This is a genomic window from Limibacillus sp. MBR-115 (assembly GCF_040549425.1).
Classification (GTDB): domain Bacteria; phylum Pseudomonadota; class Alphaproteobacteria; order Kiloniellales; family CECT-8803; genus Limibacillus; species Limibacillus halophilus.
In genome coordinates this window covers 33,706-48,505 of the sequence record NZ_JBEPTJ010000012.1, presented here as the reverse complement: position 1 = coordinate 48,505, position 14,800 = coordinate 33,706, and the positions used below count along the sequence as shown (strand labels likewise).

13 protein-coding genes are annotated in these 14,800 nt (G+C 58.7%); 10 read left to right on the top strand and 3 right to left on the bottom strand.

Annotated elements, in window-relative coordinates; all coding sequences use genetic code 11:
• Positions 1–345, top strand: a 345-nt coding sequence (locus ABIE63_RS17150; RefSeq protein WP_354506515.1) for an aromatic amino acid lyase, incomplete at its 5' end; no start/stop codon positions are given.
• A gap of 85 nt (positions 346–430) precedes the next feature.
• Positions 431–2,128, top strand: coding sequence for a urocanate hydratase (gene hutU, locus ABIE63_RS17145; protein WP_354506513.1), 1,698 nt, complete (start codon positions 431–433; stop codon positions 2,126–2,128).
• A 129-nt stretch (positions 2,129–2,257) separates the two neighbouring features.
• Here hutU and ABIE63_RS17140 read toward each other — a convergent pair whose 3' ends face one another.
• Positions 2,258–2,923: a GntR family transcriptional regulator gene (locus tag ABIE63_RS17140; protein ID WP_354506511.1), complete on the bottom strand. Its 666-nt coding sequence runs from the start codon at positions 2,921–2,923 to the stop codon at positions 2,258–2,260.
• A 139-nt stretch (positions 2,924–3,062) separates the two neighbouring features.
• Between ABIE63_RS17140 and ABIE63_RS17135 the strand changes: the two genes are divergently transcribed.
• The 6 genes from ABIE63_RS17135 (at position 3,063) to ABIE63_RS17110 (ending at position 8,779) form a co-directional block, all read left to right on the top strand.
• Positions 3,063–3,866 (top strand): transporter substrate-binding domain-containing protein, encoded by an 804-nt coding sequence (locus tag ABIE63_RS17135; RefSeq protein ID WP_354506508.1) that lies wholly within the window; start codon positions 3,063–3,065, stop codon positions 3,864–3,866.
• Between the two features lie 96 nt (positions 3,867–3,962).
• On the top strand, positions 3,963–4,592 hold the full coding sequence (locus ABIE63_RS17130; RefSeq protein WP_354506505.1) for an amino acid ABC transporter permease: 630 nt from the start codon (positions 3,963–3,965) through the stop codon (positions 4,590–4,592).
• Positions 4,593–4,603: 11 nt separating this feature from the next.
• Positions 4,604–5,266 carry an amino acid ABC transporter permease gene (locus ABIE63_RS17125; RefSeq protein ID WP_354506502.1) on the top strand — a complete coding sequence of 221 codons (663 nt, stop codon included), beginning with the start codon at positions 4,604–4,606 and terminating at the stop codon, positions 5,264–5,266.
• Positions 5,263–5,985, top strand: coding sequence for an amino acid ABC transporter ATP-binding protein (locus ABIE63_RS17120; RefSeq protein ID WP_354506499.1), 723 nt, complete (start codon positions 5,263–5,265; stop codon positions 5,983–5,985). The genes ABIE63_RS17125 and ABIE63_RS17120 overlap by 4 nt, the downstream gene beginning before the upstream one ends.
• A 96-nt stretch (positions 5,986–6,081) precedes the next feature.
• Entirely contained in the window at positions 6,082–7,014 is a 933-nt protein-coding gene (locus ABIE63_RS17115; RefSeq protein ID WP_354506496.1) for a dihydrodipicolinate synthase family protein, read from the top strand.
• 88 nt (positions 7,015–7,102) lie between these two features.
• The gene (locus tag ABIE63_RS17110; RefSeq protein ID WP_354506493.1) at positions 7,103–8,779 is read left to right on the top strand and encodes an aconitase X; all 1,677 of its coding nucleotides are present in this window, start codon (positions 7,103–7,105) and stop codon (positions 8,777–8,779) included.
• 314 nt (positions 8,780–9,093) lie between these two features.
• On the opposite strand, the gene ABIE63_RS17105 is transcribed toward ABIE63_RS17110, so the two are convergent.
• Positions 9,094–9,879 (bottom strand): SDR family oxidoreductase, encoded by a 786-nt coding sequence (locus ABIE63_RS17105; protein WP_354506490.1) that lies wholly within the window; start codon positions 9,877–9,879, stop codon positions 9,094–9,096.
• 508 nt (positions 9,880–10,387) lie between these two features.
• On the opposite strand from ABIE63_RS17105, the gene ABIE63_RS17100 reads away from it, so the two are divergent.
• Complete coding sequence (locus ABIE63_RS17100) at positions 10,388–11,998, top strand: amidohydrolase (RefSeq protein WP_354506487.1); 1,611 nt, start codon at positions 10,388–10,390, stop codon at positions 11,996–11,998.
• Between the two features lie 316 nt (positions 11,999–12,314).
• Here the strand turns inward: ABIE63_RS17100 and ABIE63_RS17095 are convergent, their stop codons facing one another.
• The gene (locus ABIE63_RS17095; RefSeq protein WP_354506484.1) at positions 12,315–13,226 is read right to left on the bottom strand and encodes an aminotransferase class IV; all 912 of its coding nucleotides are present in this window, start codon (positions 13,224–13,226) and stop codon (positions 12,315–12,317) included.
• A 751-nt stretch (positions 13,227–13,977) separates the two neighbouring features.
• Between ABIE63_RS17095 and ABIE63_RS17090 the strand changes: the two genes are divergently transcribed.
• Positions 13,978–14,796 (top strand): IclR family transcriptional regulator C-terminal domain-containing protein, encoded by an 819-nt coding sequence (locus tag ABIE63_RS17090; RefSeq protein ID WP_354506481.1) that lies wholly within the window; start codon positions 13,978–13,980, stop codon positions 14,794–14,796.
• Positions 14,797–14,800 lie beyond the last annotated feature (4 nt).

Here is a 14,800-nt window from a genome sequence, read left to right as displayed (position 1 = left end):
AACAAGCACCTAGCCCACGCCTGCTCCACCGATTCCACCCCGACCTCGGCCAACCAGGAAGATCACGTCAGCATGGCCGCCCATGCCGCCCGGCGACTGCACCGTATGAACGCCAACCTGAACGTCATTCTTGGCGTGGAGGCCATGTGCGCCGCTCAAGGCATCGAGTTTCGCGCGCCGCTAAACACCAGCACCACGCTCCAGGGCGTGATGGGGCGACTGCGCAGCGAAGCGCCTCGCGTTACCGAAGACCGCTACTTGGCCGATGATATCGCCAGTGCTGCGGCGATGATCGCCGACGGTCGCCTCACCCACGACCTCAGTTTGCCGGAGCTTGGGGGATGAGCAGTTCCGTTTTCTTTGGCCAACCAACTCAGCAAAACATCGCATCCGCAGCATCGGCCTACAGCGAACCTGATCGGAGGACAGCATGACCAACCCTCGCCACAACGTCCGCGACATCTTTCCCGCAACCGGAACCGAGATCACCGCAAAAAGTTGGCTGACGGAAGCGCCGCTTCGGATGTTGATGAACAACCTGCATCCCGATGTCGCGGAGAATCCGCACGAGTTGGTGGTTTACGGCGGCATTGGCCGTGCGGCGCGCACTTGGGACGACTTCGACCAGATCGTCGCATGCTTGCGGGACCTGGAGGATACCGAGACCCTGCTCGTGCAGTCGGGCAAGCCTGTCGGCGTGTTCCGCACGCACAAGGATGCGCCGCGCGTGCTGATCGCCAACTCGAACCTGGTCCCGCATTGGGCAACCTGGGAGCATTTCAACGAGTTGGATAAGAAGGGACTGGCCATGTACGGCCAGATGACCGCCGGATCGTGGATCTACATCGGCACCCAAGGTATCGTGCAGGGCACTTACGAGACATTCGCCGAAGCCGGTCGTCAGCACTACGACGGCGACCTGACGGGCAAATGGATTCTGACTGCGGGCCTTGGCGGCATGGGGGGTGCGCAACCTCTGGCCGCGGTCATGGCAGGGGCTTGCTGTCTGGCCGTCGAGTGTGACGAAACACGGGCCGATTTCCGCATCCGCACCCGCTACTGCGACGCCAAGGCGCAAGACCTCGACGCCGCCCTGTCGATGATCGCGGACTGGACTGCCAAAGGCGAGGCGAAGTCGGTGGCCCTCATTGGAAACGCCGCCGAGATCTTTCCGGAACTCGTCCGCCGCATGAAGGCAGGCGATGCTTCGGTCCCCAATGGACGCCCAGATATCGTCACTGATCAAACCAGCGCCCACGACCCGGTCCATGGATACCTGCCTTTGGGTTGGAGCGTTTCGGAATGGCGCGCCAAGCAGGAAAGCGACCCCAAGAATGTTGAGAAGGCCGCACGCGCCAGCATGAAGGCGCACGTTGCTGCAATGGTGGATTTCTGGAACGCCGGCGTGCCGACACTCGACTACGGCAACAACATCCGTCAGGTGGCCAAGGAAGAAGGCTTGGAGAATGCCTTTGCCTTCCCGGGGTTTGTCCCGGCTTACATCCGGCCTTTGTTTTGCAAAGGCATCGGGCCCTTCCGCTGGTGTGCGCTTTCCGGCGACCCCGAGGACATTTACAAAACCGATGCGAAGATGAAGGAGCTGTTTCCCGACAACGGCCACCTGCACAACTGGCTCGACATGGCGCGCGAAAGGATTGCCTTCCAAGGCCTGCCGGCGCGCATCTGTTGGATTGGGCTCGGCGACCGGCACCGCGCCGGACTGGCCTTCAACGAAATGGTGCGCAAGGGCGAACTGAAGGCACCTGTCGTAATCGGCCGCGACCATCTGGATTCGGGTTCCGTGGCCTCGCCCAACCGAGAAACCGAAGCCATGAAGGACGGCTCCGATGCGGTTTCGGACTGGCCGCTGCTCAACGCTCTGCTCAACTGCGCAAGCGGCGCGACCTGGGTCAGCCTGCATCATGGCGGCGGCGTCGGCATGGGATTTAGCCAGCACTCGGGCATGGTGATCTGTTGCGACGGCAGCGAGGACGCCGACCGGCGCATCGGCAACGTTTTGTGGAACGACCCCGCCACTGGGGTCATGCGCCATGCCGACGCAGGTTATGACATCGCCATCGATTGCGCGCGTGAGCACAAGTTGAACCTGCCAGCGATCCTGAAGTGATGGTGAGATTGCGCGCTTGTCCCTGAAAGGCGGGAAAGTCCGGATCACAAGCCGGCTACTATGACTGTGGATCAGGGATCGTTCTGAGAACGCCGCTCGCGCGGACGCTGGCAAGCCCTGCCGCCGATACTAAGCCTGTAAAAGGTTGAGGTGCTTGAGGAAGGACTGCTTGACGCCATCGATATGTGCCGCCGTCAAGGCAGCGGCTTCCTCGGCATCACCTGTTTCGCAGGCTTCGAGAATGCCAAAATGCTCGCTATTCGCCTGCTCCATCCCATTGCTCAATACGAGCTGCGCTCTCAGATAGCGGTCCAACCGGTTCATCGCGTTGTCTGCGACTTCAAGATGAAATTTCAGCTTACTGGCGTTGTATATTTCCGAGTGGAACGCCCGATTCAGGTCGCCCCAACTCATTGGTTCGGTGGATTCGGAGAAGGAAACGCAGCATTCACGGGCTTTGTGCAAAACTTCCGGTGACAACAAAGGAACGGCACGGCGAATTATCTCCGGCTCGACCAACAATCGAAGATCGAACAGTTCTGTCGCCTCCTCGGCAGACAGTCCGGAAACGACCGCTCCCCTGTATCTTTGGGTTCTGACGAGACCTTGAACCTCGAGCCGCGATAACGCTTCACGAACGGGGATCCGGCTTACATTGAACAATCCGGCAATTTCATCTTGCCGCAATGCCTCGCCAACAGCCAGATCACCTTTGATGATTGCTCTTCGGAGCTCTTCGAAAACAATCGAAGATGCCGACGCCGTTTTTGAAATATCGACAGGATTTAGTTTCATCACCTATGGCCCTCTTTACGATCTAACAATACAGGATCCAAATGAAGAGAGGAACGGATCTTATATATTGATTATTGTATCCAATCTGCGAGACTAAGTGCGCATAATTTGCGAAATAGCAATGAACTGGGAGGATTCGATGCAACTCAAAAAATTGCTCACGCTAACAGCGATACTGCTGACAGCCGGCACCGTGGCTTCCGCCGACACCTTGGATGAAGTCATTGACCGCGGCACTCTGAGATGTGGCGTGGTTCTGGATTTCCCACCAATCGGATACCGAGACGCTAACAACGAGCCTGCCGGGTTCGATGTGGACTATTGCAAAGACCTCGCAACTGCTCTTGAGGTTGATCACGAGATTCTTCCATTGACTTGGGCTGAGCGCCTGCCGGTCATTGTGACGGGCCGTGCAGACGTCGTCTTCGGCGCGACATCGGATTCCTTGGCGCGCGCGCGCACGGTCGGCTTTTCCATCCCCTACGCCATCTACTACGCTCAAGGCGTTGTCGGCAAGGACACGGGCATCAAGACTTTTGAGGACATCCGCGGCAAGCGGGTCGCCGCCGCGGTCGGGACGGTGCCCGAACAGGAGTGGCTGAAGATCGCCAAGGAATGGGGCGAAGAGAACCTCTACCAAGGCTATCAGTCCGAAAACGAGGTCTTTCTTGCCGTCGCACAGGGCAAGGCCGATATCGGCATCACCACCAACACCGCGGTGAAGCCAATCACGGAGCAATACGAAAGCATTGTTGCCGGGCCGCGGATGCCCTGGACCACGGATTACACCTCGGTGGTCGCGAACAGGAAGGATGTCAGCTGGCTCAACTATTTGAACCTGTTCGTCACCCATCAGGTTCGCTCTGGGCGCTATCAGGAGCTTTGGGCCAGTTATGTCGGCGGCGAGGCTCCCGAGCTTCGCATCCCCGGCGTAATGTACTGATCACGTCTCGTTGTTACCCCCGCCTGAGGAATTAGGCGGGGGTAACTGACGCAGAGCCGCACAATGTTCGAGTACAATTTTCACTGGCGCCCAGTGATGAAGAACTTGCCCGACTTGCTCGAGGCAGGCTTGGTCACGCTTCAAGTCGCTTCCCTGGCCATGGTGTTGGGGATTCTGATCGGGCTGGGGCTGGCCTTGATCGGGCTCAATGCGAAGGGCCCTCTGCGCTGGTTCGCTTCCAGTTGGATCCAGCTGGCGCGCAATACCCCGGCGCTCTTCCAACTCTTCTTCTTCGGTTTCGGGCTAGGTGCGTTCGGCCTGCACCTGACCCCCTACACCATTGTCCTTTCCGCCTTGACGTTCAACTGCGCCGGTTACTTGGCCGAGAACTTCCGTGGCGGTTTTCAGGCCATTCCCCAAACGCAGATCAAGGCGGCCCGCTCACTCGGGATGACGGCTACTCAGGCCTACACGCGCATCGTCATTCCGCAAGTCCTGCGGATAGTCTACTACCCAATCACCAACCAAATGGTCTGGGCGGTGCTGATCTCGTCGCTGGGTATGTTGGTCGGTTTTCGCGAACTTTCCGGCGAGACACAGTTTTTTGCCTCTAGAACCTATCGAATCTTTGAGTACTTTGCCGTCACGGCCGTCATCTACTACGTGATCGTCAAGATCATTCTCCTGGCATCGCGCCTCCTCGCCACCAAGCTGTTCAAATATTAGGGGCGCGCGCAATGGAACCAACCATTCAGTTCTTCAGTGGCTTTAACGCAAACGACTTCGTGTTCCTAGCCGAGGCTGCCTGGCGCACCTTGCTGATCTCTGCCGTATCGATCGCGCTTGGGACGTTTTTCGGCGTCGTATTCGGCTGGATCCTTTACGAAGGAAAGCTACTGGCCACGGTTTTGCTGGCGCCGATCCTGGATGTTTTCCGCTCCGTGCCACTGATCATCCAACTGGTGCTGTTCTACAACTTCGCGCCGATTATCGGCCTCAACATGGACCCCTTCGCGTCGGGCGTTGTCGTCCTGTCGATCTACACGGCCGCTCTAGTGGCCAGTGTCGCGCGTGGCGGCATTGAAGCGGTCGGCACGCCAATGCGGCGCGCGGCGCGCAGCTTGGGCATGACCTACTGGCAAGACCTCCGGTACGTCGTTCTGCCAATCGGCGGGCGTGCGGTGTTCCCCTCCTGGGTAGGGGTTGCTTTGGGGGTGATGAAAGACAGCGCGTTGGTGTCGGTCCTGGGATACATCGAGCTTCTCAAGGCCAGCCAGATACTGATCACACGCACTCAAGAACCGTTTTTGATTCTGAGTTTCGCCGGCGCATTTTATTTCGCTTTGTCATATCCGGTCTCGCTCTATGCCGAGAAACTAGAGAAAAGGTGGGCGCAATGATCGAGATTGTTGATCTACACAAGAATTTTGGCGACCTCGAAGTGCTCAAGGGGATCAACCTCGAAGTCAAGAAGGGCGAGGTGCTATCCGTCATTGGCGCGTCGGGATCGGGAAAATCCACCCTGCTTTACTGCATCAACGGTCTAGAGCCGATCCAGAGCGGCTCGATCAGAGTCGACGGTGTCGAAGTGCACGCAAAAAGCACCAACCTGAATATATTGCGTCAAAAGCTCGGTATGGTGTTCCAGCAATGGAACAGCTTTCCGCATCTGACAACGCTCGAGAACGTCGCCGTTTCGCCAAGGATTGTCAGGGGGTTATCCAAGAAGGATGCCCGTGATCTGGCCCTCAAACAACTTGAGCACGTCGGGCTTAGCGATAAAATTCATAGTTATCCGGGTGCCCTCTCCGGCGGACAGCAACAGCGTTTGGCGATCGCCAGGGCGCTGGCAATGGAGCCGGACTATATGCTTTTCGACGAGGCTACCTCAGCCCTCGATCCGGAGTTGGTGGGTGAGGTGCTCGATACTATGCGTTTGCTCGCTGAAGAGGGCATGACGATGATTTGCGTCACCCACGAAATGGGCTTCGCAAGGGACGTTTCCGACCGCGTTGCCTACTTCCATGAAGGAATCATGGAAGAGATTGGGCCACCTCAACAGATCTTCAGCGATGCTCAGTCAGAGCATACAAGGAGATTCCTGTCCAAGATTCGTTAGAACGCCCGCGCGGCACCTCGGGCTTGCGGGCAACAGGCAGATTAATGGCAGCGGCGCGTATCGCTGAAAACAAAGTTAGCAAAAGAGGACTACGTGATGGACAACAAGATTTTCACGGGCTGCATTCCAGCGTTGATGACCCCCTGCAACGCAGATCGCAGCCCCGATTTTGACGCCCTTGTCCAACGGGGACGGGAGCTGATCGCCGAGGGCATGTCTGCGGTGGTCTATTGCGGGTCGATGGGCGACTGGCCGCTGCTGACCGACAGTCAGCGCCAGGAAGGCGTGACCCGCCTCGTCGAAGCAGGGATCCCGACGATCGTCGGCACCGGAGCAGTCAACACGGCCAGCGCCACGGCTCATGCCGCGCATGCCGCGCGTGTCGGCGCTCAAGGCCTGATGGTGATTCCGCGTGTCCTTTCGCGGGGCTCCTCGGTAGCGGCTCAGCGGGCGCACTTCGAGAGCATCCTGAACGCGGCCCCGGAGATTCCGGCGATCATTTATAATAGCCCCTACTACGGGTTTGCTACGCGTGCCGATTTGTTCTTCGAATTGCGCGCCAAACATTCGAACATGGTGGGCTTCAAGGAATTCGGCGGCGCTGCAGATATGCGCTACGCGGCCGAGAACATCACGTCGAAGGACGGCGATTTAATCCTGATGATCGGCGTTGATACCCAGGTTTACCACGGCTTCGTGAATTGCGGCGCGAAGGGCGCGATTACCGGGGTCGGAAACGCCTTGCCGAAAGAAGTGTTGCACTTGGTGGCGCTTAGCGAGAAAGCCGCGGCGGGTGACCCGGAGGCTCGCGTCAAGGCGCGTCAACTGGACGATGCACTGCATGTTCTCTCCACCTTCGACGAAGGCCCGGATCTGGTACTTTATTATAAGCACCTCATGGTTCTGGAGGGTCATGCGAACTATGCAACGCACTTCAACGAGACCGACGCGCTGACCGACAGCCAGCGCAAGTATCTGGAGCAGCAGCACCGCCTGTTCAGAGATTGGTATGCGGCCTGGGCCAGATGAAAAAACACGATGGCGGCGTCATAGCCCCGTCCGCGTCCAACCCGACCCGCTCGCACCTAGCTTGCGGACGACAAGCAAGGCACTCCACATGGCACAGCTGATCGTTCCCGCTGCGGTCGAAGGCCCGGTTTTGACCTGCTCCGATGGACTGAGTTTCTGGGGTGGAGTCGATCCGGAAACAGGCCGTGTTATCGATGCCCACCACGACCAACACGGTCAACTTCTAACCGGGTGTGTCGTCCTGATGCCTACCAGCCGCGGCTCCTGTACGGGCAGCGGCGTCCTGCTGGAACTCACCCTGAACGGCAATGCGCCTGCAGCGCTGGTCTTCAAGGAGGATGAGGACATCCTCACCCTGGGGGCGATGATTGCCGGGAGAATGTTCGAGCGCCCCCTGGCGGTCTTACGAGTCCCCGAGCGGGAGTACGAGGCCCTATCCAAGGTTCCATATCTTCGCATAACCGAAACCGCCGTCGAGGGCGATGGTATTTCCTTGCCGCTCGCGCCTCTGTCCGCGTCAGATCTGAACCTGACAGCGGGCGATCGCTCCCTCCTGAGTGGCGCACGCGGCCCGGCGGCGAAGTTCGCCATGGAGACATTGTGTGCCATGGCGGCCTTACAGGGTGCTGATCGGTTGATTGACGTGACCCGTGTCCACATCGACGGCTGCATTTATGCTAGTCCCGCCAACCTGCGTTTCGCCGCCGCAATGGCGGAGATGAATGCAAAGGTCGTCGTACCAACGACTATGAACGCGATCTCGGTGGACTACGCCAATTGGCGGAGCCAGAAGGTGCCGCCCGAGTTCGGGTTGCCGGCCAGTCAGCTGGCCGACGCTTATGTGCGGATGGGCGCACGGCCGAGCTTCACCTGCGCACCCTACCATTTGGATGACAAGCCGTTGGAAGGCGAGGACATCGGTTGGTCGGAGTCGAATGCGGTAATCTATGCCAACAGCGTGCTCGGCGCGCGGACGGCAAAGCATCCGGACTTCCTGGACCTCTTTATCGCTCTGACCGGGCGGGCGCCGCACGCCGGTGTCTATCTGGAGACGAACAGGGCAGCGCGCCGCAAGATCGAGGTTGAACTGCCCGTAGGATACGACGATGCCTTGTGGCCGCTGCTGGGATGGCTGGCCGGACAGCTATCACCCGATAGGATTCCGGCCCTGAAGGGCCTGGAAGCCACCGCGCCGTCGGAAGATGACCTGAGAGCCCTTTGCGCGGCATTCGGCACCACCTCGGCGGCACCGATGCTTCATGTGGCGGGAATCACTCCCGAGGGTAACCGTCCCGCAACGGACGATGCCGATTGTGTTCGTATTACCCGCGCCGATCTCGCCCGCGCCTGGAAGGGATTTAATGCCGGTGGTGGAGACGTCGATCTCGTGTCTTTGGGAAGCCCTCATTTTTCTTTGGCCGAGACTCGCAAGTTCGCCGCGCTTATGGAGGGCCGTCGGTGCCACCCCGCAGTTTCGGTGATCATAACCCTAGGTCGGGAGACCCTTGCTACGGCACGAGATCAAGGTCTTGCCGCCCGGTTGGAGAAGGCAGGCGTTCAATTGATCCCCGACATTTGCTGGTGTTCCATCTCTGAACCCGTTTTTCCGCCGCAAGCGCGCGTCTTGATGACCAACTCCGGCAAGTACGCTCATTACGCTCCAGGCCTCTGCGGCCGCGACGTGCGCTTTGGCGGCCTTGCGGACTGCGCACTTGCAGCCCAAAACGGCAAGGCGCCAGCCGACCTGCCAACTTGGCTGAAGTAAACGTCCGCCGGAACGCCGCCAATGCGGCCGAGCGGTCCTGCTTGAAGGCTTCGCGGGAGGGAATGTGACGGTCGAACAGGATTTCCTCCACCTTGCGGAGCGATAGCGGATATCGGATATACAGCATAACCATCAGGCGGATCACTTCCGGCGATGAGTTGAAAGAGCGGAACGGATTGTTCATCCGCTAAGGCTACAAACCCACCTCACGTCGGCTCAAGCAAGTTGGATCCGGCGTACAAAGCCGGAGTTCAGCACGAGGTCGGACATGGTTTTGATCCTTCGGGAACGGCGTGGGACGGCTGTGTCCGCGTTCAGTCCGCCTTGGGTGCTGCGGCCGCGCCCGCCAGCAACCCGCCGTCGACAGTCAGTTCCGTTCCGGTCATGTAGGCGGCCTCGTCCGAGGCGAGCAGAAGTGCGATGGCCGCGACCTCTTCGGGCGTTCCGAACCGGCGCATCGGCGTGTCCGCGACAAAAGCTGTCATGCGGGCTTCGCGGTCCGGTCCATTGCCCAGCATCGGCTCCCACATCGGCGTCAGGATGGCGGCGGGGTGGATCGAGTTGCAACGGATGTTGAGGCCCTGTTCGGCGCAATAGAGTGCAACCGACTTCGTGTGGTTTCGCACGGCGGCCTTGGACGAGGCATATGCGGCCGCCGCCGGGATCCCCACAAGGCCGGAACGCGACGATATGTTGATGATCGATCCGGCTCCCCTGGCGCGCATCGCACCGATCGCGTAGCGGCAGCCGAGGAAGGTGCCATCAAGGTTCACCGCATGGACGGCCCGCCAATCCGCCAACGTGGCATGCTCGGGATCGTGCGGACGGATGACTTCCTCGAAGCCAGTGATCCCAGCATTGTTCACCAGCACGTCGCAAGCGGGCCAAGCTGCAGCAAGTTCGGCCCAGTCCGCCTCTGATGCCACGTCGAGCCGCAGATGAACCCCGCCGATCTCCCTCGCAACCAACGCGGCGAGGTCTTCGGCCTTGTCAGTCACGACCACCCTTGCCCCTTCGCGGGCGAAAGTCCGCGCGATAGCCGCGCCGATCCCTCGACCGGCGCCCGTAACAATGCAAATTTTATCGTCTAATCGTGCCATAAAATTTAGCTGTGTCTGCATAACCGGTTGGTGCCGGCGTAGGCCAGCGTAGTATGACAAGGAGCTTCCGGTTTTCCGGGGGTTCCCATGCTGTCTACAGAGGCCAACCGCATTGTCGATGCGTTGGGCCTGATATCAGTGGCGCAACTTCAGCGTCTGACAATACCCATTATAGCGCTAAATGGCGGAGGAGGCAGTCAGGAGCGAACTCGTCTTTGCAAGAATCTCCCTGACACCAGGGGAAATTTTGCGCGAGCAGGGAACTGACTTGTGATTGCAGGGAATGCGGACGTTCCGCGCTTGTCCGTTGAATCCGATCCCCACAATCCAATTCGGAGCGGCGATTCGCCGTCTCGCCGCGAACATCGGCAGATGGCCCCTAGCCTATCTCTCCCCGTGGTCGTGGTGGAACCTCCACCAGTAGGACAATTGAACAATCTTACCTGCGCCGATAGCGTATCCGTCTAGAGGCTTGGAAACTGAAGGGGACGAGGCGGTCATGCCGGGAATGAGTGTTCTGATCGCGGGCGGCCGGGTGTTTACAGCGGACCCGGAAAGGCCTTGGGCGGAAGCGGTCGTGATCCAGGACGGCAAGATCGTCTATGTAGGCGATTCGGACGGGGCAACATCGGCGGCAGGGGTCGATAGCAAACGGATCGATGCAGCGGGCGGTCTGATTTTACCGGGGTTCGTGGATGGCCACGCTCATCTCGCGATGACCGGCGCGGCGATGCGCAAGGCGCAGCTGCGTGGCGCGGGAAGCCTTGAGGAGATCCGCCGTCGAGTACGCCAATGGGCCTACGAGAACCCCGATGCGCCAAGAGTTCTTGGCACCGCCTGGGTTCATGGCGATGTGCCAAACGGTCGGCCTGACAAGACAATGCTCGACGATATTGTCCCGGATCGGCCGGTGTACCTAGACGCGTTTGACTTCCACTCGACTTGGGTGAACTCGGCGGCGCTTGAGGAACTCGGCATCAATGACGAGACGCCCGATCCTGTCGGCGGCGAGATCGTGCGCGATCCCGAAACCGGCGAGGCTACCGGCTGGCTGCAGGAGACGGTGACGTCGAACATGGTTTGGCCGCTCCTGAACACCGTGTCGGAAGATGAACTCGACCAGCAGGTATTGGAAGCTCTCAGCGCGTTCGCTCGGGCTGGAATCACTTCGATTGTCGAGATGGCCCTCGAAGAGCAGGTGCTTGAATCCGTGGCCCGCTTGCAGGCGGCGGGCAAACTTTCGGCACGGGTCATTGGCCATATCATCATGTGGCGGACTGGGAACTTGGACGAGGAGTTGGCGCAGGTAGCGCGTGCTGCGGAACTCGCCGGGCAGCACCAGGGAGACATACTGCGGGTCACCGGCATCAAATTCATTGGCGACGGAACCATCGACGGCTGCACGGCAGCGCTGAGCCAACCCTATACCGACGGCACCAACTGCGAAGCAATCTGGCCTGCAAAGGCTCTGACGTCGATGGTCGCGGCGGCCGACAAAGAAGGATTGCAAGTTGCCATCCACGCCATCGGCGATGCGACGATCGACGACGCCATCAATGCGATCGAGAACGCAGCGAAGGTCAACGGAACGTCCGGTCGACGCCACCGGATCGAACACCTGGAGTACGTTCGGGAAGACCAGATTGTGAGGATCGGCAGGCTGGGCATCACCGCGTCGATGCAGCCGGTTCATGTCGACCCGGCTTACCTAGACAACTGGTTAGAGAAGTTGGGCCCTGAACGAGGCGCCAACGGGTTCGCGTGGCCGCTATACCTGAAGGCTGGTGCGCCGCTGGCATTTGGTACGGACACGCCGACGGCACCGTACGAGGCGTTACCGAACATGTACATCGCGTCGACCCGCAAGTCTCCTAGTGACGATGCGATCAAGCCGCATCGGCCCGATTGGGCTTTGCCTATAGAGGAGGCGATCCGCCACGGCACCCGTGAACCCGCCTGGTCGGCACACCTTGAAACCATCACCGGCACATTGAAAGCGGGAATGGCTGCGGACATTGTCGTGCTTGATCGAGATTTCTTTGCCGAAGGCCCGGGGGCTCTTCTGAGAACCGACGTTCGTCTCGTGATGATGGACGGCAAAGTCATCTACTCAGCTTAGCCCTCCGAACTCTGTCTGCCGCTAGAGCAATGGCCCGCTTCAGACGAATGTGAAAGTTGCAGAAGTTTACCGACATCCACGCCGCCTTCTACAACCTCTACAACAAGGGAACGCAGCCTTTCCTCTCGAGCCACTTTCAAGCTAAGCCGTGCTGCTGCTCTAGCCGAGTGGCGCGGCCTCATCGCTGCTTGAAAAGTAGCTCAGTCGTGCTCTATCGAGACTGGTTCGCGTTTATCTGACACCTCCCTAGCAACTGCCGATTCAACTCGAAGGGTGAGTTAACACTGTCAGTGCCCAGGACATTGGTCCAGGCAAGCTATCGCAAATCCGTCTTCCTCTGGACGGGTGTTCTCAGAGTGGGCCGAGCCGTCATTGCCCAGTAAGCTTCTCGTAGTTGTTTTGTGACCGGCCCTTCGACGCCATTGCCATAGATCCGATCATCGACGCGCACGACAGGTACAGGCCCGCCGCCGGATGTCGCCGTGAAGATTTCGTGCGCCTCCAGGAAATCGTCGAGGGGGACGTCGCGAATCTCCACCATGATTCCGGCCTCTGCTGCTGCTTCCAGCACAGTCATTCTTGTGATGCCTTCCAGGCAGTTCCGGGCAGGGGTGACCAGCTTGCCCTCCTTCACCGCGAAGACATTGAAGCCCGGGCCTTCAGCTACCGTCCCGTCGGCAGCAGTCAGAAGAACAGTGTCCGCACCCTGATCGTAGGCCTCGAACAGCCCGGCGGTAAAGTCCCCCCAGTGGTAGTTCTTTACGCGCGGATTGACGGCATCTTCGCCTATGCGCCGCACAGACTTGGCAACCCAAAGGTGAGCCCCTCGGGTCGCTACATCCTTTGGAATGACATTCACGTAGGGCACGCACCAAGCAAAAAAATGATTGCCGCAGAGACGTGGATCTCGGATGCCGGGAATCTCAGGAGCTCCCCGCGAACAGACCATAGAAACATAGGACCAGGTGAGCCCTGAAGCTGCGACGATGGTATGCAACGCACCGCGAATAGCCTCGCGATCTTCGGCGGGTTTTAGACGCAACGCGGCCATGGAGGCCTCAAACCGATCGAGATGATCCTCAAGGCGGAAGAACGCGTCATCGATCACCATGACCACATCGTAGGTGATGTCCGAATGCGTGAGCCCCCAGTCGGTGACACCGATGGAAGCCTCCCCGACGGGAATCAGTCGCCCGCGCTGCCAAGCCGCTCCCTGATGGAATTTCATGCTCTGCTCCTACTGGCCGCGAGGACAATGAGATCCTCAGCTAGGCATTGACACGATAACTCGGCAACACGAGAGCAATCGCTTCTCGCCATTTTATCCTAGGCAGCTTTGCAGGCACCAGCCCATACCGCGAATGCATTGGATCTTAGGATCTTGTAGCTGGGTCGACTGAGGAGATGACGTTGACAGTTGAAGGTGTTGTAGGTGGCGGCGTGAACGGATAGGCCAAGATCGGCGAAGGCTTTTGATAGGAGCGCAACCTATCCGTCACGATACTGGGCGGCGATGCGCCGCCAACCCTCCTACGGCAGCACCTCCAGCAGGGCATTCCGTTGAACTGGTCAACCCAACGTAAGGCCCATGATTCCTTAGAAAATCCGGCCTGAACGTCGCCTGGAACACAAGCCCCCCGAAAGCCAAAGCGCACCGCCAAAAGACATCGTAGAGAAAGACGGTCCTTTACCGCCCAAAAGAGCAGCCACTACTCAAAGGTCAGCGCCATCAACATCCACTCCGTGAAGCTGAAAGGCTGACTTGGCAAGATCAATCCCGAGGGCGCTTTCAGGGCAAAATGGCAAAGCTTGGTGAGCGTCCTTGAGCTTGGTGAGTTAAAGTGTGAATTCCCCCTCGATTGTATGGGATGCTATGCGCCTGTTAGGCATAGCCTCTGGGTAGTTAGGATACTCTTTATAGCGACATTGCCACACTTTTAACGATTCCTATTCTGGCCCTGATAAAGTACAAAATTAGCATGTCACAGATTCCCAGCAGGCCTTCCCTGAATGGCAACGAGCCTCACCCAATCGACGAACGCCTTTTCATCGGCGGGGTTCAGAAAGCTTTGCTCGTACTCCGAGCCTTCTATGACCAAACGCAAGCACTGAGTTTGAGCGAGATTGCCAAATCAACCGGTATCGGCAGAAGTGCGGCTCAGCGGTTCCTTTATACATTAAAGGTTCTAGGATATCTGAGGCAGGACACAGCAACGCGCCGATACACACTATCGCCGAAGGTCCTGGATTTTGGCTTTGCCTATCTGCGCAACGATGCTCTCATTGAAAAAGCCTTTCCCTACATCCTAGAAGCGAGCAAGACGACACGAGAGACCGTCAACCTCACGGAACTGGATGATACGGAAGTGATTTACGTCTCCCGGCTTCCTAGCAGAAACATAATCAGCGTCGATGTCGTGCTTGGCCAACGGCTTCCCGCCTACTGTACGGCGCCCGGACGTGCAATGCTCGCTGCCTTGCCAGATGAGATAGCCGCTGAAATTGTGAATCGCTCTCACCGAATCAAGCGAACTAAGTATACCATCATTGAGCCAGAAAAGATTCTGACGCAGCTCAATGTCATTCGCGCGAAAGGATACGCGATAAGCAATCAAGAGGCCTTCATGGGCGATATTTCCATCGCCGCTGCAGTCCGGAATCACAAAGGCGGCGTCATCGCAGCTGTGAATATTGCTGTGCCACATCCCAGGTGGTCGCCGAAAAAGGCAGAACAAACTTTTGCGCCCGTCGTCATGGAAACCGCACGAGCCATCGGAAAAACCCTGGGTGGTGCGTGACAAC